The organism is Mycobacterium sp. IS-1496 (assembly GCF_001499995.1).
Taxonomy (GTDB): domain Bacteria; phylum Actinomycetota; class Actinomycetes; order Mycobacteriales; family Mycobacteriaceae; genus Mycobacterium.
Genome location: NZ_LQIU01000076.1, coordinates 91,826 through 113,216 on the forward strand (window position 1 = coordinate 91,826; position 21,391 = coordinate 113,216).

Here is a 21,391-nt window from a genome sequence, read left to right on the forward strand (position 1 = left end):
AACGTGAAAGCCGTCGTCAGGACCCTGCAGGCCGCGCAGTCGACGGTGGCCGCCGCGGCCCTGCAGGTTCCCCGCCGGCGCCTCGTCGCGATCGCCGCCGCGATTGTGATTCTCGTCGCAGTCGCCTGGTGGGTGCCGATCCCGAACGCGCTGGAACTCCGCGACTGGGCGACGTCGGTCGGCGCCTGGTTCCCGCTGGTCTTCCTGGCCGCCCACATCGTGGTGACGACGTTCCCGTTCCCCCGCACGGCGTTCACCCTCGCCGCCGGTCTGTTGTTCGGCCCGTTGCTGGGCATCGCGATCGCGGTGGCGGCGAGCACCGTCAGCGCGCTGCTGGCGGTGCTGTTGATCCGCGCGCTCGGCTGGCAGCTGAACAACTTGGTCAGCCATCCCGCCGTCGACCGCATCGACGTGCGGTTACGGCGCCGCGGCTGGCCGTCGGTGATCGCGCTGCGGCTGATCCCGGCCGTGCCGTTCGCCGTGCTGAACTACGCCGCGGGCGCGTCGGCGGTCCGACTTCTCCCCTATTCGCTGGCGACGTTCTTCGGTCTGCTGCCGGGCACCGCGGCGGTGGTGATCCTCGGCGATGCGCTCACCGGACGCGTCAACCCGCTGCTGGTGCTGATCTCGGCCGCCACCGCGAGCATCGGCGTCGTCGTGCTGCTCTACGAGAACCGCATGCAGCGGCGCAGGGCGACCCCGGTCACGGTGTCCTGACGTCGGGACCCTTCGCGGTCATCGCGCCGAACAGCACGAGCAGCGACGAGGCCGCGACCAGCCCCGGGCTCCAATCCCTGGCCCGGACATGGGATCCGACCGCGAGCACGAAGTACACCGTCAACATGAACGTGGTGACCCGGGCCAGCGGTGGCCAGCGGAACACCGACAGCAGACCGACCGCGCTGGCCGCCTTGACGACCGGGACGAGCGGCCGCAGCTCCTCGGGGAGGCCGACGTCGTCGAACGCCTTCTTGATCGGCGCGATCGGTTTGACACACGCCACCGCGTCGGCGACCTGCATCGCCGCGAGGACCGCGTAGGTCCGGTTCGAGCCGAGCGCGCTCATTGGTCAGGGCTGCCGTGGCGAGGCGCGCTCAGCTGGCCGGGCGGCTCCGTGGCCGACAGGAGGCCGGGACCCTGCACCGGGGTGCGGGCCTCGGCCTCGGCCTTGGCGACCGCCTGCGCGATCGCGGGGTCGGTCTCGGTGGAGAACCAGTCGGCCACCTCGTCGGAGTCGTCGTGGGCCTCCGGCCGCCCCTCGTCGGGCGACGGCGTGTACCGGACGACCCCGTCCTCCCCCGGTGTGCCCAGCAGCTTCGTGAATCCCTGGAGCGCACCGGCGAAGTCGCTGGGCACCACCCAGACCTTGTTGGCCTCACCCTTGGCCATCTCCGGCAGTGTCTGCAGGTACTGGTAGGCCAGCATCTCCGGGGTCGGGCGGCCGGCCTTGATCGCGGCGAACGTCTTCTCGATCGCCTTGGCCTGCCCCTGGGCCTGCAGATAGGCGGCGGCACGTTCACCCTGCGCGCGGAGCATGCGCGACTGGCGCTCGGCCTCGGCCCCGAGAATCGCGGCCTGTTTGGCGCCCTCGGCGGCCAGGATCTGCGCCTGCTTCTGACCCTCGGCCTGTTTGATGGCGGCTTCGCGGCTGCCCTCGGCGGTCAGGATCATCGCCCGCTTCTCGCGGTCGGCGCGCATCTGCTTCTCCATCGAGTCCTGGATCGACGGTGGCGGGTCGATCGCGCGCAGTTCTACTCGCGCGACGCGCAGTCCCCACCGGTTGGTGGCCTCGTCGAGCACGCCGCGCAGCGCGGTGTTGATCTGGTCGCGTGAGGTCAGCGTCTGCTCCAGCGTCATCCCGCCGACCAGGTTGCGCAGCGTCGTGGTGGTGAGCTGTTCGACACCGACGATGTAGTTGCTGATCTGGTAGACCGCGGCCTGCGGGTTGGTCACCTGGAAGTACACGACGGTGTCGATCGCGACGGTCAGGTTGTCCTCGGTGATCACCGGCTGGGGCGGGAAGGACACCACCCGCTCACGCAGGTCGACCCGGGCGCGAATCTTGTCGATGAACGGGATCAGCAGCGTGAGTTGGCCGCTGACCGTGCGGCTGTACCGGCCGAGTCGCTCGATGACCGCGGCCTCGGCCTGGGGTATCAGGGCGACCGATTTGGCCACCACGATGACGGCGAACACGACCAGCACCAGCAGCAGGACCAGGCCGGCGACGGCTCCATCCACAGCGGACTTCCCTTCGGCTCAGGGGTTCTTCCAGACGACCGCGGTGGCGCCGTCGATCCGCATGACGGTCACCTGGTCGCCCGGTTCGTACACATCGTTGTCGTCCAGCGGCCGGGCCGTCCAGACCTCGCCCTCGAGTTTGACCTGACCGGCGTGCTGCGCGACGCGGTCGAGCACCAGCGCCTGCTTGCCCTCCAACGCCTTGACCGGCTCGGGCAGTCCGGTGCCGGAGTAGAAGCGCTTCCGCAGCAGCGGTCGGACCACCCCCAGCAACAGCACCGACACCAGCAGGAAGACCACACCGTCGGCCCAGACCGGCCAGTCGAACAGCCAACTCGTCCCGGTGGCGGCCAGCGCACCGCCGGACAACATCAGCAGGAACATGTCACCGGTCAGCGCCTCTGCCCCGGCCAGCACAATCGCGAGGATCAGCCAGATCAGCCAAACGGGCATGCCGCCAGCCTAACGCGTGCGGCGCCGGTACAGCGGCGAACAACTACACTGCGGGCATCATGTGGTGTCCCAGTGCAACGCTGGCGGTGTGGGCCAATTCGTGGCTCGCGGGAACCGCCGCGCCCGACGACGTGCTCGACTCGCTCTCTGCTTGGGCGCCAAGGCATTCGGTGACCGCTTACGACTCCGCCGCGGCGGGCCGCACCGGTCTGCCGTGGCCCGATCTCAACGGCACCGGCGCGGTGTCGCTGCTGCAGACGCTGCGGACCGCGGCCGGGCCCGCACCGTCCGGCCCGTCGGTGTTCGTGGCCCTCCCGGTGCCCGGCGATGTGCGTGGACTACCCGCAGGCACCCAATTCCAGCGCGATGCGATCGCCGTCGGCGAGGCCCTCATCGTCGCCGACCCGCACCTCCCGTCGACCGCGGTGGGCCTGGTCCCGGATTTCGAGTTCGACGACGACAGCGACGATCCCGAGTTCGACCCGGAGGTGTCGGCGCTGTCGTGGACGGTCTACTCGGCGCCTGCGACCCCGCCCGCCGCACACATCGACCTCGGTGAGGCGGAGTACGAACTGCGCTCGGCGGTGCGCGCGGCCGCCGAGGCCCTCGGCGCGCTGCGTGCCGGCATGGGCGGCGCCGACGTCGACGATCCGCGGGGCCTGGTCGAACAGGTGCTGGAGTCCGGGCGCGGCCACCGCCTGCCCGACCACGCACCGAACCGGGCGGCACGGGTGCTGGAGAACGCCGCGCACGTCGACGCCATCATCACCGTGAGCTCCGGGCTCATGCCGATCGGCCTGCAGAGCTCATCGGAGGTGCAGATCGCCAGCGACGCGCTGCGGCCGCTGGTGAATGTGGTGCGGGCGGCGCGGATCGCCGCACTCACCGCGATCCTGCACTCCGCCTGGCAGCTCTGACCCGGCCTTACTCGCCGGGTCGGCCCGCGCTGTCGGGTTCTGCGGACGCCTCCGTATCACGCTGCGGCAGAAGCGCTTCGAGTGCGGCGCCGGTGATCCGGCGAAACGCCCGGCGGGGCCGGTTGGCGTCCAGGATCGCGACCTCGAGCGTCGACGGGCCGAGGGTGCGCGATTCGGCACCGTTGCCGCCGGACTCAAGCGCGTCGACGGCGATGCGCACCGCGTCGGCCAGTTCGGCGTTCTCGGTGTAGGAGTCGTTGAGCTTGGCGATGATCGGCTCGGTCGTCCCACCCATCACCACGAAATGGGGTTCGTCCGCGATCGACCCGTCGTAGGTGATCCGGTACAGCTCCGGGGCTTTCGACTCGCCGAAGTGGGCCACCTCGGCCACGCACAACTCCACCTCGTAGGGCTTGGCCTGTTCGGTGAAGATGGTGCCGAGGGTCTGCGCGTAGACGTTGGCCAGCTGTCGGCCGGTCACGTCGCGGCGCGAGTACGCGTAGCCCTGGGTGTCGGCGAAGCGGATGCCGCCGCTGCGCAGGTTGTTGAACTCGTTGAAGCGCCCGACGGCGGCGAAGCCGACTCGGTCGTAGAGTTCGCTGACCTTCTGCAGTGACCGCGACGGGTTCTCGGCGACGAACAGGACGCCGTCCGCGTAGGCCAGCGCGACCACGCTGCGTCCGCGGCTGATCCCCTTGCGGGCGAGCTCGGAACGCTCGCGCATCGCCTGCTCGGGCGAGATGAAATACGGGAAACTCACGAATCTGTACCTCGCGGCGCATGCGCGTCAGGGCCGAAAGTATCGGCGCGGGAACGGTTCTGGATGACCTCACGGGCGAGTCCGGCGATGCGCTCCTGGGTCACCTCTTCGGCCCCGTCGGCGGTGATCAGCACGGCGGTCGGGAAGATGCCGCGCACCAGATCCGGTCCGCCGGTGGCGCAGTCGTCGTCGGCGGCGTCGTAGAGCGCCTCGACCGCCACGCGCAGCGCCGAATCGGCGTCGGTCACCTGGTGGTAGAGCTTCTTCATCGACGACTTCGCGAACAGCGAGCCCGACCCCACCGACTGGAAACCCTCTTCTTCGAGGTTGTGCCCGCCCGCGGCGTCGAACGACACGATGCGGCCCGCGGCCTGTGGGTCGGGGTCGTCGAGGTCGAAGCCGGCCAGCAACGGCAGGGCCACGAAACCCTGCAGCGCCGCACCGAGATTGCCGCGCACCATGGTCGCGAGCCGGTTGACCTTGCCCGCGAAGGTCAGCGCGACGCCTTCGAGCTTCTCGTAGTGTTCGAGTTCCACCGCGTACAGGCGCGCGAACTCCACCGCGATCGCGGCGGTGCCCGCGATGCCGGTCGCCGTGTAGTCGTCGGTGACGTACACCTTCTGCACGTCGCGGCTGGCGATCATGTTGCCCTGGGTGGCGCGCCGGTCACCGGCCATCACCACACCGCCGGGGAACTTCAACGCGACGATCGTGGTCCCGTGGGGCACCGCGTCGGTCGGTGTCACGTGTGCCGCTCCACCGAACGGCAACAGGTGGGGGGCCTGGCGGCGCAGCATGTCAGAGAAGGACGACAAGTCCATGGGTACGGAGGGAACCCCTCGGGTCGTGGAGCGGGAATGGGGGGAAAGGTCAGGAAAGGCCAGCTGCTCGAGGTGCGGCCAGGTCACTGTCCGCCCTTTTGGACGTAAGCGCGCACGAAGTCCTCGGCGTTCTCCTCGAGGACGTCGTCGATCTCGTCCAGCAGGTCGTCGGTCTCCTCGGTGAGCTTCTCGCGACGCTCCTGCCCAGCGCCCGTGCCGCCGGAGAGGTCGTCGTCCTCGCCGCCGCCACCACCACGCTTGGTCTGCTCCTGCGCCATCGCCGCCTCCTGCACTTGTCATCGGCGGGCCCACAGCCACCCACCGGTTCCTCCACACTACCGGTCGAGGTCCGGATTGCCCGGGATAGCCGGGCTTTCCGATGGGCGGTCAGGTGGCGGTGAGCTGCTCGACGAGCTGGACCGCGCTGTCGACCGAATCGAGCAGCGCCCCCACGTGCGCCTTGCTGCCACGCAGCGGCTCCAGCGTCGGGATCCGGACCAGCGAGTCACCGCCGAGGTCGAAGATCACCGAGTCCCAACTGGCCGCGGCGATATCGGCGCCGAACCGGCGCAGGCACTCACCGCGGAAATAGGCGCGGGTATCGGTGGGCGGGCTGTTGACGGCGTCGAGCACCTGCTGTTCGGTGACCAGGCGCTTCATCGATCCGCGGGCCACCAGCCGGTTGTACAGCCCCTTGTCCAGCCGGACGTCCGAATACTGCAGGTCGACCAGGTGCAGCCGCGGCGCCGACCAGCCCAGGTTCTCCCGGTGCCGGAACCCCTCCAACAGCCGCAGCTTGGCCGGCCAGTCGAGGATCTCGGCGCACTCCATCGGGTCGCGCTCCAGCAGATCGAGCACCTCGGCCCAGGTCTCGACGACGTGCGAGGCCCGCGGATCGGGGTCGCGCGAGTCCACGAGCTTGGCCACCCGGTCGAGGTAGATGCGTTGGAGCGCCAGCGCGGTCAGCTCACGGCCGTCGGCGAGCGCGACCGTCGCCCGCAGCGAGGGGTCCCGGCTGATCACGTGCACCGCGTGCACCGGCCGGGCCAGCGCCAGGTCGGAGAGGTCCATCCCCTCCTCGATGAGGTCGAGAACCAGGGAGGTGGCGCCCAGCTTCAGATAGGTCGACGTCTCGGCCAGGTTGGCGTCGCCGATGATGACGTGGAGGCGCCGGTACTTGTCGGCGTCGGCGTGCGGTTCGTCGCGGGTGTTGATGATGCCGCGTTTGAGCGTGGTCTCCAGCCCGACCTCGACCTCGATGTAGTCGGCGCGCTGGGACAGCTGGAAGCCGGGCTCGTCACCCGAGGGGCCGATGCCCACCCGGCCCGAGCCGGTGACCACCTGGCGCGACACCAGGAACGGGGTGAGCCCGGCGATCACCGCGGAGAACGGAGTCTGCCGGCTCATCAGGTAGTTCTCGTGCGACCCGTAGGATGCGCCCTTACCGTCCACGTTGTTCTTGTAGAGCTGCAGCTTGGCCGCACCCGGCACGCTCGCGACGTGGCGCGCCGCGGCCTCCATCACCCGCTCGCCGGCCTTGTCCCAGATCACCGCGTCGAGCGGGTCCGTGCATTCGGGCGCGGAGTACTCGGGGTGCGCATGGTCGACGTAGAGCCGCGCGCCGTTGGTCAGGATCATGTTGGCGGCGCCGCCCTCGTCGGCGTCGACGACCGGCGGCGGGCCGGAGGCCCGGCTCAGGTCGAACCCGCGGGCGTCACGCAGCGGCGACTCCACCTCGTAGTCCCACCGGGTCCGCTTGGCCCGCTGAATGCCCGCCGCCGCGGCGTAGGCGAGCACCGCCTGCGTCGACGTCAGGATCGGGTTGGCGGTCGGATCGGACGGTGAGGAGATACCGTATTCGACCTCGGTTCCGATGATCCGCTGCATGACCTCAGCGTAGGTGACGCGCCCAGGGTCCCGTCACCGGCGGTTGCGGCGATCGGGCCGGGTTGATGAACTGTTGCCCGATGACCGGCGACCGTGTCGCTGATCCTGCCGGGATTCTGGGTGTTGGTGCCGGTTTCGCTGGGCTGATGGGTTTCACGGAGATGACGGGCACCGAAAGCACGGGGTCTCAACCGCGACTGAAGGGTGACCATGAGTCAGCTTGCGCCGGCCCGGCCGGACACCGCCGCGCGGTGGTTTCTCGACCGTGGCGTGCCCGCTGTGCTGGGGTCTCGGGCCCGCTGGACGCATGTGCTGGCTCGCAGCGCGACCGGCCTGGCCGGCTACGCCGCCCTGTCGGTGGTGAACCTGCTCGTCGCGGTGCTGTCCGGTGGCAACGACATCGACATCGACGGCGACCCGACGGTCGCCGAATGGCTGGTCCTGCTGCTGCTCGTCCTCATCGTGCCCACCATCGTGGCCGCCGCGTGGGGAGCCTCCCGCGTCCGGGCGCCCGGGGCGCGGCGGAGCGTCGCGGTCACCGCCATCGCGGTGGCCGTCCTCTGTGACCTCTACCCGGCCGGTCCGGTCGATCTGCTGACCGACCTGGTGATCGACGCGGCGGTGGTCGCGGCCATCGTGATCGCGACCGGGCTGGGTGTCGGTTCGGTCCTGGCCTGGGCGGGGCGCACGACGCTGGCGCACCTGGCGTCGGCGGGTGCGTTGGCGGCCCGCGCGCTGCCGGTGGTCCTCTTGACCGTGCTGGTCTTCTTCAACGGCCCGGTGTGGTCGATGGCGGGCGAGCTCAGCACCGGCCGGTTCTGGCTGATCCTGGCCTTCATGACGACGCTCGCCATCTCGTTTCTGACCATGAGCATGCGCGAGCGTGTCCGGTCGCTGACGACTGCGCCGGCCGGGCGTGAGGGCGACGACGCGCTGCTGGCCGGGTCCCCGTTCGCCGGGAGGGTGCGCTCGGGCACCGCGCCCCCGCTGAGCACCGGCGAACGTGTCAACCTGCTCCTGGTGGCGGTCGCCTCGCAGGTGATCCAGATCCTCACGGTCGCGCTGGTGACCATGGCGCTGTTCTTCGTGCTGGGCCTCATCGTGGTGAGCCCCGCCGTGCTGACGCGGCTGACCGCCGGGCACACCGGTCGGGCCACGTTCCTCGATGTCACGTGGCCCGTTCCGCTGGCGCTCCTGCATGTCGTCCTGTTCCTGGGCGGGCTGACGTTCATGTATCTCAGCGCCCGGGCGGCCACCGACCCCGAACATCGCGTCTCGTTCCTCGATCCTCTGATCGAGGATCTGCGGGTGACGCTGGTGGCCCGGGACGTGTTCCGGGCGGTCCCTTGACAGGAGCTACTGGCTGCTCACCTGACCAGACACGAAAGCTCCTGCACGCAAGGCGTGTCGGGAGCTGTCGTGTCTACCGCTCAGAAATCAGAGGTACTGACCCAGGTTCGACTCGGTGTCGATCGCCCGGTTCGCACTGCTGCTCTTGCCCGTGACCAGCGTGCGGATGTAGACGATCCGCTCGCCCTTCTTGCCCGAGATCCGTGCCCAGTCATCCGGGTTGGTGGTGTTGGGCAGGTCCTCGTTCTCGGCGAACTCGTCGACGATCGAGTCGAGCAGGTGTTGGATCCGCAGGCCGCGCTGGCCGGTCTCCAGCACCGACTTGATCGCGTACTTCTTGGCCCGGTCGACGACGTTCTGGATCATCGCCCCGGAGTTGAAGTCCTTGAAGTACATGACCTCTTTGTCGCCGTTGGCGTAGGTCACCTCGAGGAAGCGGTTGTCGTCGATCTCCGCGTACATCCGGTCGACGACCTTCTCGATCATCGCCTTGATGGTCAGCGCCCGGTCCCCGGAGAACTCCGACAGATCGTCGTCGTTGACGGGCAGTTCCTCGGTGAGGTACTTGCTGAAGATGTCCTGCGCCGCTTCGGCATCGGGCCGCTCGATCTTGATCTTGACGTCCAGGCGGCCGGGCCGCAGGATCGCCGGGTCGATCATGTCCTCGCGGTTCGAGGCGCCGATGACGATGACGTTCTCCAGGCCCTCGACACCGTCGATCTCGCTCAGCAGCTGCGGCACCACCGTCGTCTCGACATCCGAACTGACACCGGTGCCGCGGGTGCGGAAGATCGAGTCCATCTCGTCGAAGAACACGATCACCGGCGTGCCCTCGGACGCCTTCTCCCGCGCCCGCTGGAAGATCAGCCGGATGTGGCGCTCGGTCTCGCCGACGAACTTGTTCAGCAGCTCCGGGCCCTTGATGTTGAGGAAGTACGACTTCGCCTCGCGGGCATCGTCACCGCGCACCTCGGCCATCTTCTTGGCCAGCGAGTTCGCGACGGCCTTGGCGATCAGCGTCTTACCGCAACCGGGCGGGCCGTAGAGCAGCACACCCTTGGGCGGCCGCAGCGAGTACTCGCGGTAGAGCTCCTTGTGCAGGAACGGCAACTCGACGGCGTCGCGGATCTGCTCGATCTGACGGCCGAGACCGCCGATGTCGCTGTAGCTGACGTCGGGCACCTCTTCGAGGACCAGATCCTCGACCTCGGCCTTCGGGATGCGCTCGAAGGCGTAGCCGGCCTTGGTGTCGACCAGCAGCGAGTCGCCGGGGCGCAGCCGGCGGGGACGGTCGTCGTCGAGTTCGGGCCCGGCGACCTCGTTGTCGGGCAGGTGTTCGACCGACACCAGCGGCTCGGCCAGCCAGACGATGCGCTCCTCGTCGGCGTGGCCGACGACCAGGGCGCGGTGTCCGTCGGAGAGGATCTCGCGCAGGGTGCTGATCTCGCCGACGGCCTCGAAGGTGCCGGCCTCGACCACCGTCAGCGCCTCGTTGAGGCGGACGGTCTGCCCTTGCTTGAGCGCCTTGACATCGATGTTGGGCGAGCAGGTCAGCCGCATCTTGCGCCCGGAGGTGAACACGTCCACCGTGTCGTCCTCGTGGGCGGCCAGCAGTACGCCGTACCCGCTCGGGGGCTGTCCCAGCCGGTCGACCTCTTCGCGCAGCGCGAGCAGTTGCTGCCGCGCCTCCTTGAGGGTGTCCATCAGCTTCGCGTTGCGCGCGGCGAGCGAATCGATACGTGCCTCGAGCTGGTGGACGTCACGGGCGCTGCGCAGACCGCTCTGCGGGCCTACCGCGTTCTCGAGCTGCTCTCGGAGGGCGGCCGCCTCACGGCGCAACTCCTCCAACTCCGCGGCGTCCTCACCGGACAGGCCGGACTCATGGGGTGTCGTGAAACCGTCATCTCTGGCTTCGTGACGCTGTGACTCACTCATGTTGCGCCCCTTTCCCACACCGAATAGTGGTGCAGTAACAACTTCAACGCTACCGGCGATTCAGACTTTGTGTGTGGCGTAGGGAGTTCGACACACCCGCAGCACTGTTAACCTCGGACCCGAGTCAGACAGATCGAAAGGACAGCCGTGACCCTGAAAACCCTCGTAACCGGCGTTGCAGCAGCCGCTGTAGTAGCAGGTGGCGCGGCAGGTGTGACCTCCATTGCATCGACCACGGTGGCCTCGCCCGCCGTGTCGCCGGTCGTGTTCGGCGTCCCGATGCCGCAGGTCCCGGCACCCGACCTGGCAGGTCCGCTGACCCAGACGCTGCAGGCCCTCGCCGGGCCCGGCTCGTTCCGTGGCAAGGCGCCGTTCATCCAGGGTGGCATCGGCCGCTTCGAGGCGATCACCGCCGACCGCGCGTACAGCAACGCCGCGGCGCAGGGCAAGTTCCCGCTGAGCTTCAACATCGCCAACGTCGACCAGAACGGCGGCGTCGCCACCGCCGACGTCACCGCGACCGCGGCCACCGGCGGCACCGCCACCCAGAACATCGTGTTCGTCGCCGGCCCCAGCCCCAGCGGCTGGCAGGTGTCGAAGGGCTCCGCCCTCAACCTGCTCTCGGCGGTCGGCTGAGCCGTCCGTCGGTGCCCCGACGCACCATGACCGCAGTGGTCCGCAGCGCCGTCACCCTCGTGGTGGCGGCGTTCGGCCTTTCCTGGTGTCTGAGCGGGTGCGGTAGCGACAACCCACCGGCCCCGCCGCCGGCGCCGGTGTCCTCGACCCCGGCCGCGGCACCGGCTCCCCCGGTGCCGGCGCCGCTGCCGCCGCCCATCGCCCTGACCGACGTGCTGTACCGGCTGGCCGATCCCGCCGTGCCGGGCACCGAGAAGCTCGGCCTCGTCGAGGACGCCGGACCGGGTGACGCGGCGGCACTCGACCGGTTCGGCAAGGCGTTGGCGGACAACGGCTATCACCCGATGACGTTCGACGCCGCCGACCTGGCGTGGGCGGCCGAATCCGATGATGTGGTGGCGACCGTGATCGCCCGGACCCCGCCGGGCCGCACCGGGGGCGACTTCACGTTCCCGATGCAGTTCGCCCGGACCCCCGACGGCGGCTGGCAGCTCACCCGCGACAGCGCCGACACGCTGCTCGAGGTGGACGCCGGCCAGAGCCCGCCGCGCTGACCCATGTGGATCGGCTGGCTCGAATTCGACCTGCTCCTCGGTGACGTGCGCTCGCTCAAACAGAAGCGTTCGGCGATCCGGCCGGTGATCGCCGAACTGCAGCGGCGATTCACCGTCTCGGCCGCCGAGACCGGGGCCCAGGATCTGCATCGCCGTGCCGGGATCGGGCTGGCCGTCGTGGCCGCCGACCGCGCGCACGTGGTGGATGTGCTCGACGCCGCCGAGCGGCTGGTCGCCGCCCGCCCCGAGATGGACCTGCTCTCTGTGCGCCGCGGGCTGCGGCGCAGCGACGACGATTGACTAACTCTCGGCCGGCTCCGTCGGAGCGGCGAGCTGACGCTTGCGCCGCAACGGAATCGGTGCGACGGCCCCGGGCGCCAGCCGGCGGGCGCTGATCAGGAATGCGGTGTGGCCGCGCATGGTGTGCTGGGGTCGCACCGCCAGCCCGACGACGTACCAGCCGCGCTGCATGCTCTCCCACGCGCGCGGTTCGGTCCAGCACTGCTGGGTGCGCAACGCCTCCACCGCCCGCGAGAGCTGGGTGACGGTCGCGACGTAGATCATCAGCACGCCGCCCGGCACGAGGTGGCGCGAGACGGTGTCGAGGACCTCCCACGGTGCGAGCATGTCGAGCACGACGCGGTCGACCTCACCGCCGCTGTAGTCGTTGAGGTCGGCGATGACGAGGTCCCAGTTGTCGGGCCGCTCACCGAAGAACGTGTCGACGTTGCGCGCGGCGTGCACCGCGTGGTCGTCGCGCACCTCGTAGGACGTCACCCGGCCGTGCGGTCCGACCGCCCGCAGCAGCGAGCAGGTGAGCGCCCCCGAGCCGGCGCCGGCCTCGAGTACACGGGCGCCGGGGAAGATGTCGCCCTCGTGGACGATCTGCGCGGCGTCCTTGGGGTAGATGACCTGCGCCCCGCGCGGCATCGACATCACATAGTCGACGAGCAGCGGCCGCAGCACCAGGAACTGGTCGCCGCTGGTCGATTTGACGACGCTGCCCTCGGGCAGCCCGATGACGCTGTCCAGCGCGATCATCCCGCGGTGGGTGTGGAACTCCCCGCCCGGCGTGAGCAGCATCGTGTAGTGCCGCCCCTTGGCGTCGGTGAGTTGGACGCGGTCTCCGACGGTGAACGGACCGGTTCTGGGCATAGTCGCTCAGCCTGCCAGTCGGCGCGCCGCAACAGGTCCGCGGGGTTGCGCAGATCTGTCGGGGACCCGTCCTAGGCTGCAGAGCATGAGCGAACAGCCCGCGCCGGTCCGGCGTCCCGCGCTGTCGCCGTCGCGGGCCGCCGACTTCAAACAGTGCCCGCTGCTGTACCGGTTCCGCGCGATCGACCGGCTGCCCGAGCCGCAGTCCACCGCGCAGTTGCGGGGGTCGGTGGTACACGCCGCGCTCGAGCAGCTCTACGCGCTGCCCGCGGCGGACCGCGGACCCGACACGGCGTTGACCCTGGTCGCCCCGGCCTGGGACCGGGTGGTCGCCGAACGGCCCGAGGTGGCCGACGACATCGAGCCCGCGGTGCGCGACGCCCTGCTCGGCGAGGCCCGCGCGCTGCTGGCGGGCTACTACCGCCTGGAGGATCCGACGCGGTTCGACCCGCAGTGCTGCGAACAGCACGTCGAGGTCGAACTCGACGACGGGACCCTGCTGCGCGGATTCGTCGACCGCATCGACGTCGCGCCGACGGGCGAACTGCGGGTGGTCGACTACAAGACCGGGAAGGCGCCGCCGGAGGCGCGGGCGCTGGCCGAGGCGAAGGCGCTGTTCCAGATGAAGTTCTACGCGGTGGTGCTGCTGCGTTCTCGCGGCGTGCTGCCCACACGGCTGCGGCTGCTCTACCTCGCCGACAGCCAGGTGCTGGACTACTCGCCCGACCTCGAAGAGCTCATCCGGTTCGAGCGCACGCTGACCGCGATCTGGCGGGCGATCCTCGCGGCCGGGGCCACCGGGGACTTCCGCCCCAAACCGTCGCGGCTGTGTGACTGGTGCTCGCACCGCCCCCTGTGCCCGGAGTTCGGCGGCACCCCGCCGCCCTACCCGGGCTGGCCGGAGAGACCGGCGGCGTGATCGGCCACCTCTACCACCGGCTGCCGGACGACGGCGGCCCCACCGCGTACGAGTCGACCGCCGATACCCGCAGCAACTGGGATCCGGCCATCCAGCACGGATCACCGCCGCTGGCGCTGCTCACCAAGGCCGTCGAGGATCTCGCGGCCGGCAGTGGGCTGCGCGTCGGCCGGCTCGCTCTCGACATCCTCGGCGCGATTCCCGTGGCACCGGTCCGGGTGCGCGCCGAGGTGTTGCGGCCGGGCAACCGGATCTCGCTGATGGCCGCCGAGATGCTCGCCGATCGCCCCGACGGCAGTCTGCGCGCGGTCGCCCGGGTCACGGCGTGGCTGCTCGCGCCCAGCGACACCGCGGACGCCGCCACCGACCGCTATCCGCCGCTGACCGAAGGCGAGATGTCGGGGGTGGCGCATGCCTGGGAGGGTGCGCCCGGCTACCTGGAGACGGTGAGCTGGCGCCGCCAAGCCGATGACGGCAACTCCGCGGTGGCATGGCTGACCCCGCTCGTTCCGGTCGTCGACGACGAGCCGACGACGGCGCTGCAGCGGCTGGCGATGGTGGTCGACTCGGCCAACGGCATCGGCGCGGCGTTGGATCCGCAGGAGTTCATGTTCATGAACACCGACACCGTCGTGCATCTGCACCGTTTGCCCGACGGTTCGGACTTCGGTCTGCGCACCCGCGGGTCCATCGGACCGGACGGGATCGGCGTCACGACGGGCGAGATCTTCGACCGCCGGGGTTTCATCGGGACGTCCGCCCAGACACTGCTGGTGCAGCGGCAGCGGTGAACGGTCTGGCCGGCCAGTTCGAGTTGGCGTGGGCGCTGGCGGAGCTGCACCTGTCCGCACTCACCGACGACGACTTCCTCTGGGAGCCCGCCGACGTCGTGTGGACGGTCCGGCGCGACGCCGCGGGCACGTGGCGGCCCGACTGGGCCGACGTCGAGCCCGATCCGATCCCGGTGCCCACGATCGGCTGGTTGACGTGGCACATCACCTGGTGGTGGTCGGTGACGCTGGCCCACCTCGACGGCGACGAGCCACCCGTACGCACCGACATCAACTGGCCCGGCGGCGCCGCGGCGGTAGCCCGCATCCGCGAGCTGTCCGCACGCTGGCGCGCCACCCTCGACCGCCTCACCGGCGCAGACCTCGAACGCCCGTCGGCGTTTCCGTGGGGCGCCGACAGCGGGCGCACCATCGCCGACACGGTGCTGTGGCTGCATGTCGAGCTCACGAAGAACGTCGCGGAGATCGGACAGCTCCGGATGCTGCGGGCGGTATCGCGCTGAGCCCGTCGAGCAGCACCTCCAACCCGAACGCCAGTGCGGCATCGGCGTCGTGGGCCGCACCGCGGGCCTCACCGGCGGCCGTACCGATGCGCGAGGCCAGCGGGTAGCGTTCGGCGATCCCGAGTGCGGCGAGCTTGGCGCCCTCACGCTCCCACCACTGCCGCGGCGGCTCCTGCTCGCGTTCCCGGCGGGCGTGGGCCAGCGCGCGTGCGCAGGACCGGGCGAAATCGAGCACCACCGCCAGCGCCGCGTCCTTGTCGGCGTCGCTGAGCGGCAACGGCTCCACCGCACCCAGTTCGCGGTCGTACTTGGCGAGGGTGCCCGGCCCCAGAACCGCCCGTTCGGACTCGATCTCGGCCAACCACGGGTGCCGGCCGAACAACCGCAGGTTGTCGTCGACGATGGCGGTCAGCCGTTCCCTCCAGTCGCCGGCCGGTGCGGTGACGTCCATATCGGCCCGGCACTTATCGGCCATGAGCTCGAGCAGCTGCTCCCGGCTGCGCACGTAGGTGTACAGGGTCATCACCGGGACCTCGAGCGCGGCGGCGACGTCACGCAGGGTGAACGCCGATCCCAGCCGGTCGGCGACCCCGATCGCGGCGCCGACGATCTGGTCCGCGCTCAACCGGGGCGGGCGGCCGCGGCGCGCCGGGAGTGGTCTCTCGTGGCGCCACAGCAGGTCGACGGTGTCCATGTGGGCCATCCTCGCTTGCTTTTCCGTACACGATACGGATACTGGTTCTCGTACATCATACGAGAAAGGCGCCCCATGAACATCACTGCCACCGCGATCTCACTCAACGTGCCCGAACCGCAGGCCTCGGCCGACTTCCTGACGCGCCACGTCGGACACACCGTCGCCGTGCAGGACGACGGATTCGTGTCTGTGGAACACCCCGGTGGCGGGCCGAATGTGGTCTTCCTGCGCACCGGACTGGCCACATTCAAACCGCCCCACCGGGCGGGCACCGCGGGCGACGGCCTCCTGCTGGTCTTCGTCGTCGACGACGTCGACGCCGCGTTCGAGGCGGTGCGCGCCGGCGGCGCCCCGGTGGTCACCGCTCCCGAGACCGAGCCGTGGGGTGAGCGGTACTGCCAGTTCGAGGACCCGAACGGAATCATCGTCCAGTTCGTCCAATGGGTGTGACAGTCTATAGACTTGCGTCTATATAGACACGGTGCAATACTCGCTCTCATGGACGTTTTCGAGGCGGTGGCCGAACCGAGCAGGCGCGCACTGCTCGACGCGCTGGCCGACGGCGAACGCACCGCGGGCGAGTTGGTCGCGACGCTGCCCGGGCTGGCCCAGCCGACGGTGTCGCGGCATCTGCGTGTGCTTCGCGAGGTGGGACTGGTCGAGGTGCGGCCGGATGCGCAGCGCCGCATCTACGCGCTGCGGGCCGACGGGCTCGTCGAGATCGGCGCGTGGATCGAGCGGTACCGGCGCTTCTGGGCCGGCCACCTCGACGATCTCGAGGCGCATCTGCACGGGCGGGCGCGGGGGTCGCGATGAGTGTCAGGGACGGTCGACTCATCGTCGACGGCGACCGTGCGGTGCTGACCTTCGAACGCCGGCTGCCCTTCCCGATCGACGTGGTGTGGTCGGCGATCACCGACCCGGCCGAGCGCGGACAGTGGTTCGGCCACACCACGATCGACGGCCGGGACGGCGGCAGCATCGAGATGGTGGCGACCGGCCCGCCGCTGCCGGATGACCGCAAGCGGATGACCGGTCGCATCCTCGTCTGGGATCCCCCACACGTCTTCGAACACGAATGGCACCAACCGATCGTCGAGAAGGGAGTGGTGCGCTACGAGCTGCGCGCCGACGGTGCCGACACGGTGCTGCGGTTCACCCACCGCGGGCTCGGTATCCGCAACGCCTCCGGGTTCCGCGGCGGCACCGCCTCGTATCTCGACCGCCTCGCCGCCCACCTGGCGGGCGCCCCGCTGCCGGAATGGAGCAATTCCCTTGGCTGACAACGCGTTGGCCGCTACGCCGGTATGTGTGGCCGTGGCCTTCCACTCCGGCTTCGGTCACACCGCCGTCCTCGCGGAGGCGGTGGCGGCCGGGGTGCGCGCCGCCGGCGCCACGGCGATGCCGGTTGCGGTCGACGCCCTCACCGACGACGGCTGGCGGGCACTCGACGACGCCGACGCGATCGTCTTCGGCAGCCCCACCTACATGGGCAACGTCTCTGCGGCGTTCCAGGCCTTCGCCGAACGCACCGGCAGGCGGTGCCAGGAGGGCACATGGCGCGACAAGGTGGCCGCAGGCTTCACGAACTCCGGCGCCAAGAGCGGTGACAAGGTGGCCACGCTGATGTCGTTGGCCGTCTTCGCCGCTCAGCACCACATGCACTGGGTGAACCTGGGTCTGGTAGCGGGCTGGAACAGTTCGGCCGGCAGCCCCGAGGATCTCAACCGGCTCGGCTTCTTCCTGGGCGCCGGCGCGCAGAGCGATGTCGACACCGGACCCGACGGCGTGCACCCCGCCGATGCACGGACATGCCGTCATCTGGGCGAGCGTGTCGCACGGGTGGCCGCGCAGCTCACGGCAGGCCGCCGCGTCACGTCAGCGGTGTGAGGTCCTGCAGCATCGTCGGTACCAGTTCGCTGACCGTCGGGTGGATGTGCATGGTGCGCGAGATCGCCGTATAGGGCTTCTTGGCCGTCATGATGTCGAGGATGGCGTGGACGACCTCGTCGCCGCCGACACCGAGGATGGCGGCGCCGAGGATCTCCTCGGTCTCGGCGTCCACCACCACCTTCATGAAGCCCTGGGTCTCCCCTTTTTCGACCGCACGGCCGACGCGCGTCATCGGGCGCTTGCCGACGAGCGCCTTGCGCCCGGACTTGCGCACCTGGTCGGCGGTCATACCGGCGCGGCCGAGCGGCGGGTCGATGTAGAGCGCGTAGGTGGTGATCCGGTCGCTCACACGGCGGGGGTCGTCATCGAGGAGGTTCGCCGCGACAATCTCGAAGTCGTTGTACGAGGTGTGTGTGAACGCGCCCCTGCCGTTGCAGTCCCCCATCGCCCAGATGTGGTCGGCGCTGGTGCGGAGCTGGTCGTCGACGACGATGTAGCCGCGCTCGTCGGTCTGCACGCCCGCGGCGTCGAGCCCCAGATCGTCGGTATTGGGCTGCCTGCCGACCGCCACCAGCAGATGGCTGCCGACGATGGGTTCCGCCCCCGCGCGCGCGACGACCTCGAACCCGTTGTCTCGCTTGGTGAATTCGATCCCGTCGGCGTCGAGGATGATCTCGATGCCTTCGGCTTCCAGGATGTCCTTGATCGCCGCCGAGATATCCTCGTCTTCACGGGAGGTCAGCCGCGGGCCGTGTTCGAGCACCGTCACCCGGGCGCCGAATCGGCGGTACATCTGGGCGAACTCCAACGCGATGTAGCTGCCGCCGACGATGACGAGATGCTCGGGCAAGGTCTCGAGGTCGAGGATGCCGACGTTGGTGAGGTAGTCGATGTCGGACAATCCGGGCAGATCCGGGGCGACGGCGCGGCCGCCGACGTTGAGGTAGAAACGGTCGGCCTTGAGTACCTGATCGTCGACCCGCACGGTGTGCGGATCCTCGAAGCGGGCATGGCCGCGGATGAACGTGCACCCGTCCATCCCCTGCAGCCACGATTCGACGCCGTCGCGGTCGTCGAGCATGATCCTGTCCTTGCGGGCCTTGACCTTTCCCATGTCGACGGTCACCTCACCGGTGCCGACGCCGTATTCGGCGCCGCGCCGGGCCAAGTGGGCCGCGTGCGCGCTGGCGACGAGCGTCTTGGTGGGGATGCACCCGTAGTTGACGCAGGTGCCGCCGACGAGCTTGCGTTCGATGACGGCGACGGACTGCCCGGCCTCGGTCAGCCGACCGGCCAGGGGCGGGCCGGCTTGCCCGGCGCCGATGATGATCGCGTCGAATGTCGTTGGCTCCGTTGCCATCTCACACCACCGAGGTGAGCCAGGCGATGGCGAGGCCGCCGGCCACGGCGACTCCGTCCTCGAGCAGCGCGATCGGCAGGTCGCGTCCGCGGTTGGCGGCCACCAGGCGTTTGCGAGCCTCATATCCCCCGAGCGTGCCGAGCACTGCGCCGATGACCCCGGCGCCCAGCCCGCCGAACGTGTACCCCCAGGCGGTTCCGATCACCGCGCCGGCGAACCCGCCGGAGACCAGGCGGGGAATGAACTGCATCGGTGTCTTGCGACTGGGCGTCTTGGGCAACTGGTCGGTGACGAGTTCACCCACCGCGAGGACGGTGGCCACCGTGACCGTGATCGGGTGCGCCAGCCATTGCGCCCACGTCCCGTCGAGGACGATCCAGCCCAGCATCGCCGCCCACGCGACCGCCGCGGGGGCGGTGAAAGTGCGCAATCCGGCGACCACACCGATCAGCAGCGCGAGGAGCAGGACAAGGGCATGCGTCATGGCAACCTCCGGCCGACGGTGAGTCTCCCGGACGCTAGCACGCAACATCGGTTCGCACCGGGCAACGAGCGACGGCGGCGCGGCCGCGCCGTGGGCAACGTTCGCCGGCGGGAGTTGCTCAAATCTGCAAAGACACCGCTTGCGTGGTTTTCGCGCTGTGCTACGTTATTGACGCGTTTGCTGGTGATGGTGGTTCGGACATGGTTCCGGCCCGCCGTCGGGGGGTGGAACCGCAAACGCTGGGCACCGCCGGAACTCACCGGCGGGCGTTCGTCGTCGCACCCCCCGCAGTGAAAGGCTCGGGTCCCGATGCGATCAGCACCCAACTCTGGACGGCGCATCGGCGTCATCGGCGTCGTCTCGACCACGGCGATCTCGCTCACCGCGGCGCTGTCCGGCGTCCCCGCGGCGGCCGACCCGTTGGACGACTCGTCGTCACCGACGACCACGGTGTCCGCGCCCGAGCCGCAGTACGAACAGGCTCCGCAGTTCGAGATGCCCTCGTTCGAGGTGCCGTCGTTCCCGGCGCCGGCACAGGTCGAACAGGCTCCGGTGCAACAGGCGCCAGTCGAAGCACCCGTCCAACAGGCACCGGTGCAGGAGGCGCCCGTCCAACAGGCACCCGTCGAACAGGCACCCGTTGAGGAAGCGCCCGTCGAAGCACCGGTCAAACAGGCGCCCGTCGAAGCGCCGGTCGAAGCGCCGGTCGAGCAGGCCCCGGTCGAACAGGCCCCGGTGCAGGAGGCGCCCGTCCAACAGGCACCCGTCGAACAGGCCCCCGTCCAGCAGGTGCCCGCCGGCCCGACGCCTTCCGCCATCCCCGAGCGGCAGCCGGATGCCGAATTGCGTCCTGGCACAGATCCTTCCGATACAAAGCCGTCCGACACGAAGCCGTCCGACACGAAGCCGTCCGACACGAAGCCTTCCGATGCGAAGCCGTCCGACACGAAGCCTCCCGACACGAAGCCTTCCGATGTCATCACCGAGCCCAGCGCGCCACAGCCCAGCGCGCCCGAGCCCAGCGCGCCCGAACCCGGCGAAGCCAACGACGACACCCCCCAGGGCCGGGTGACGTCGGTCGCCGTCGAACCGAAGGCCGTCCCCGAGGCCAGGCCCGACAGCCTCGCCGCACCCGAAGAAGACGTCCGGCTCGCGCAGAACGCCCGGCCGGTGGAGGTCAGCCCGGCGCCCGCCCCGGTCACCGAGGTCAACCAGTTCCGTCAGCAGGTCACCAACCTGACGACGAACAACATCACCACCAACAACACGACCATCAACCAGAACACGATCAACCAGAACACGACGGTCATCCAGAACACCGTCGTCCGGTCGAACATCGTGCAGTACTCCCCGCGGTGGGTGCAGTACGACACCTACTACCGGCCGCGGATCTGCAATCCGTATCGCAACCCGCTCCGCGTCGTCTACTACTACGAGGGCGCACCCCGGGTCGGCATCATCCCGCCGCTGGGCAACATCGTCGTCGAGGCGGCCGCCGTCGGGGCCTACAACTTCACCGCCATGGTCCTCGACGCCGCGGGCGCAGCGACGAATGTCGCCGTGGGCAGCTTCTTCGGAGGGGGCTACTTCCCCGGCCCGGGCCTGCCGCCACCTCCAGCGCCGCCGCGCCTCGTCCGCTACGACAACGTGCCCGTGCAGGTGCGGTACACCTCGGCGACCTACCGGCCCTTCCGTGTGCAGCGGGTGGTCGACGCCGGGTTCGACCGGGTGGTCGGACAGCGAAAGGTGTTGCTGGACGGCGTGACACCGGCGTGGGGTGAGTGGAAGCAGAACTCCGCCGGTGAGCGCCAGTTCGAGATCAACCAGACCCAGCAGTTCCCCGGTCTCGACTCCCCCGCGCAGGTGCCGCTGCCCGGCGACTACCCGCTGGAACTCGTCAACGACGAAGCCTCGGGTCTGAGCATGCGGGACAAGTTCCTGATCGGACTCGCCGGGACGCTGGGCACGCTGGCGCTGGCCGCGGTGGGGCTCAGCGTCCACCTCAACCGGCGCCGGCCGCGCGCCTGAGCGGTGC

At 69.8% G+C, this 21,391-nt stretch carries 26 protein-coding genes; 14 read left to right on the forward strand and 12 right to left on the reverse strand.

The genetic code is table 11. From position 1 onward, the window contains the following. Positions 1 to 3 precede the first annotated feature (3 nt). Positions 4 to 717 (forward strand): TVP38/TMEM64 family protein, encoded by a 714-nt coding sequence (locus AU195_RS24670; RefSeq protein ID WP_172800715.1) that lies wholly within the window; start codon positions 4 to 6, stop codon positions 715 to 717. On the opposite strand, the gene AU195_RS24675 is transcribed toward AU195_RS24670, so the two are convergent. The 3 genes from AU195_RS24675 to AU195_RS24685 are packed head-to-tail and all read right to left on the reverse strand — an operon-like array spanning position 704 to position 2,694. Then, entirely contained in the window at positions 704 to 1,066 is a 363-nt protein-coding gene (locus tag AU195_RS24675; protein ID WP_059161643.1) for a DoxX family protein, read from the reverse strand. The two genes, AU195_RS24670 and AU195_RS24675, sit on opposite strands and share 14 nt — an antisense overlap. Continuing rightward, the gene (locus AU195_RS24680; RefSeq protein ID WP_059161644.1) at positions 1,063 to 2,241 is read right to left on the reverse strand and encodes an SPFH domain-containing protein; all 1,179 of its coding nucleotides are present in this window, start codon (positions 2,239 to 2,241) and stop codon (positions 1,063 to 1,065) included. The genes AU195_RS24675 and AU195_RS24680 overlap by 4 nt, the downstream gene beginning before the upstream one ends. 18 nt (positions 2,242 to 2,259) lie before the next feature. Beyond that, positions 2,260 to 2,694: an NfeD family protein gene (locus AU195_RS24685; protein WP_059161645.1), complete on the reverse strand. Its 435-nt coding sequence runs from the start codon at positions 2,692 to 2,694 to the stop codon at positions 2,260 to 2,262. A 59-nt stretch (positions 2,695 to 2,753) separates the two neighbouring features. On the opposite strand from AU195_RS24685, the gene AU195_RS24690 reads away from it, so the two are divergent. Next, positions 2,754 to 3,611, forward strand: coding sequence for an Rv1486c family protein (locus AU195_RS24690; RefSeq protein ID WP_059161646.1), 858 nt, complete (start codon positions 2,754 to 2,756; stop codon positions 3,609 to 3,611). A 7-nt stretch (positions 3,612 to 3,618) separates the two neighbouring features. Here AU195_RS24690 and prcA read toward each other — a convergent pair whose 3' ends face one another. The 4 genes from prcA to dop form a co-directional block, all read right to left on the reverse strand. After that, complete coding sequence (gene prcA, locus AU195_RS24695; protein ID WP_059161647.1) at positions 3,619 to 4,371, reverse strand: proteasome subunit alpha; 753 nt, start codon at positions 4,369 to 4,371, stop codon at positions 3,619 to 3,621. Continuing rightward, entirely contained in the window at positions 4,368 to 5,279 is a 912-nt protein-coding gene (gene prcB / locus AU195_RS24700) for a proteasome subunit beta (protein WP_059161648.1), read from the reverse strand. Before prcB ends, prcA begins: the two co-directional genes overlap by 4 nt. Further along, positions 5,276 to 5,470: a ubiquitin-like protein Pup gene (locus tag AU195_RS24705; protein WP_059094963.1), complete on the reverse strand. Its 195-nt coding sequence runs from the start codon at positions 5,468 to 5,470 to the stop codon at positions 5,276 to 5,278. Before AU195_RS24705 ends, prcB begins: the two co-directional genes overlap by 4 nt. A 109-nt stretch (positions 5,471 to 5,579) precedes the next feature. Beyond that, a complete protein-coding gene (gene dop, locus AU195_RS24710; protein WP_059161649.1) occupies positions 5,580 to 7,079 on the reverse strand; it encodes a depupylase/deamidase Dop in 1,500 nt (499 codons plus the stop codon). A gap of 210 nt (positions 7,080 to 7,289) precedes the next feature. Between dop and AU195_RS24715 the strand changes: the two genes are divergently transcribed. Continuing rightward, the gene (locus tag AU195_RS24715) at positions 7,290 to 8,429 is read left to right on the forward strand and encodes a G protein-coupled receptor family protein (protein ID WP_082703203.1); all 1,140 of its coding nucleotides are present in this window, start codon (positions 7,290 to 7,292) and stop codon (positions 8,427 to 8,429) included. 87 nt (positions 8,430 to 8,516) lie between these two features. On the opposite strand, the gene arc is transcribed toward AU195_RS24715, so the two are convergent. Further along, on the reverse strand, positions 8,517 to 10,364 hold the full coding sequence (arc, locus tag AU195_RS24720) for a proteasome ATPase (RefSeq protein WP_059161651.1): 1,848 nt from the start codon (positions 10,362 to 10,364) through the stop codon (positions 8,517 to 8,519). 147 nt (positions 10,365 to 10,511) lie between these two features. Here arc and AU195_RS24725 point away from each other — a divergent pair, with 147 nt between their 5' ends. The 3 genes from AU195_RS24725 to AU195_RS24735 are packed head-to-tail and all read left to right on the forward strand — an operon-like array spanning position 10,512 to position 11,854. Next, positions 10,512 to 11,000: an MTB12 family secreted protein gene (locus AU195_RS24725; protein ID WP_157531256.1), complete on the forward strand. Its 489-nt coding sequence runs from the start codon at positions 10,512 to 10,514 to the stop codon at positions 10,998 to 11,000. A 26-nt stretch (positions 11,001 to 11,026) separates the two neighbouring features. Continuing rightward, the gene (gene lppK, locus AU195_RS24730; RefSeq protein ID WP_059161653.1) at positions 11,027 to 11,554 is read left to right on the forward strand and encodes a lipoprotein LppK; all 528 of its coding nucleotides are present in this window, start codon (positions 11,027 to 11,029) and stop codon (positions 11,552 to 11,554) included. Positions 11,555 to 11,557: 3 nt separating this feature from the next. Continuing rightward, complete coding sequence (locus AU195_RS24735) at positions 11,558 to 11,854, forward strand: DUF503 domain-containing protein (RefSeq protein WP_059161654.1); 297 nt, start codon at positions 11,558 to 11,560, stop codon at positions 11,852 to 11,854. On the opposite strand, the gene AU195_RS24740 is transcribed toward AU195_RS24735, so the two are convergent. Further along, on the reverse strand, positions 11,855 to 12,709 hold the full coding sequence (locus AU195_RS24740; protein WP_059161655.1) for a tRNA (adenine-N1)-methyltransferase: 855 nt from the start codon (positions 12,707 to 12,709) through the stop codon (positions 11,855 to 11,857). Between the two features lie 85 nt (positions 12,710 to 12,794). Here AU195_RS24740 and AU195_RS24745 point away from each other — a divergent pair, with 85 nt between their 5' ends. The 3 genes from AU195_RS24745 to AU195_RS24755 are packed head-to-tail and all read left to right on the forward strand — an operon-like array spanning position 12,795 to position 14,922. Further along, positions 12,795 to 13,628, forward strand: a complete 834-nt coding sequence (locus tag AU195_RS24745; RefSeq protein ID WP_059161656.1) for a RecB family exonuclease — start codon at positions 12,795 to 12,797, stop codon at positions 13,626 to 13,628. Then, positions 13,625 to 14,419 carry a thioesterase family protein gene (locus AU195_RS24750; protein ID WP_059161694.1) on the forward strand — a complete coding sequence of 265 codons (795 nt, stop codon included), beginning with the start codon at positions 13,625 to 13,627 and terminating at the stop codon, positions 14,417 to 14,419. The genes AU195_RS24745 and AU195_RS24750 overlap by 4 nt, the downstream gene beginning before the upstream one ends. Further along, a complete protein-coding gene (locus tag AU195_RS24755) occupies positions 14,416 to 14,922 on the forward strand; it encodes a DinB family protein (protein WP_059161657.1) in 507 nt (168 codons plus the stop codon). The genes AU195_RS24750 and AU195_RS24755 overlap by 4 nt, the downstream gene beginning before the upstream one ends. Here AU195_RS24755 and AU195_RS24760 read toward each other — a convergent pair. Continuing rightward, on the reverse strand, positions 14,864 to 15,616 hold the full coding sequence (locus tag AU195_RS24760; RefSeq protein ID WP_059161695.1) for a TetR/AcrR family transcriptional regulator: 753 nt from the start codon (positions 15,614 to 15,616) through the stop codon (positions 14,864 to 14,866). The two genes, AU195_RS24755 and AU195_RS24760, sit on opposite strands and share 59 nt — an antisense overlap. 75 nt (positions 15,617 to 15,691) lie before the next feature. Between AU195_RS24760 and AU195_RS24765 the strand changes: the two genes are divergently transcribed. Genes AU195_RS24765 through AU195_RS24780 form a run of 4 tightly spaced genes read left to right on the forward strand, consistent with a single transcriptional unit; the run spans position 15,692 to position 17,509 of the window. Further along, complete coding sequence (locus AU195_RS24765; RefSeq protein ID WP_059161658.1) at positions 15,692 to 16,069, forward strand: VOC family protein; 378 nt, start codon at positions 15,692 to 15,694, stop codon at positions 16,067 to 16,069. Between the two features lie 48 nt (positions 16,070 to 16,117). Beyond that, on the forward strand, positions 16,118 to 16,435 hold the full coding sequence (locus AU195_RS24770; RefSeq protein WP_059161659.1) for an ArsR/SmtB family transcription factor: 318 nt from the start codon (positions 16,118 to 16,120) through the stop codon (positions 16,433 to 16,435). Then, positions 16,432 to 16,902, forward strand: a complete 471-nt coding sequence (locus AU195_RS24775; RefSeq protein ID WP_059161660.1) for an SRPBCC family protein — start codon at positions 16,432 to 16,434, stop codon at positions 16,900 to 16,902. The genes AU195_RS24770 and AU195_RS24775 overlap by 4 nt, the downstream gene beginning before the upstream one ends. Next, entirely contained in the window at positions 16,895 to 17,509 is a 615-nt protein-coding gene (locus AU195_RS24780; RefSeq protein WP_286149481.1) for a flavodoxin family protein, read from the forward strand. The genes AU195_RS24775 and AU195_RS24780 overlap by 8 nt, the downstream gene beginning before the upstream one ends. Here the strand turns inward: AU195_RS24780 and AU195_RS24785 are convergent. Together AU195_RS24785 and AU195_RS24790 are read right to left on the reverse strand one after the other, a co-directional pair. Further along, positions 17,493 to 18,872, reverse strand: coding sequence for an FAD-containing oxidoreductase (locus AU195_RS24785; RefSeq protein ID WP_059161662.1), 1,380 nt, complete (start codon positions 18,870 to 18,872; stop codon positions 17,493 to 17,495). The two genes, AU195_RS24780 and AU195_RS24785, sit on opposite strands and share 17 nt — an antisense overlap. 1 nt (position 18,873) lies before the next feature. Beyond that, positions 18,874 to 19,356, reverse strand: coding sequence for a hypothetical protein (locus AU195_RS24790; protein WP_059161663.1), 483 nt, complete (start codon positions 19,354 to 19,356; stop codon positions 18,874 to 18,876). Between the two features lie 309 nt (positions 19,357 to 19,665). Between AU195_RS24790 and AU195_RS25535 the strand changes: the two genes are divergently transcribed. Beyond that, positions 19,666 to 21,384: a hypothetical protein gene (locus AU195_RS25535; protein WP_082703204.1), complete on the forward strand. Its 1,719-nt coding sequence runs from the start codon at positions 19,666 to 19,668 to the stop codon at positions 21,382 to 21,384. Positions 21,385 to 21,391 lie beyond the last annotated feature (7 nt).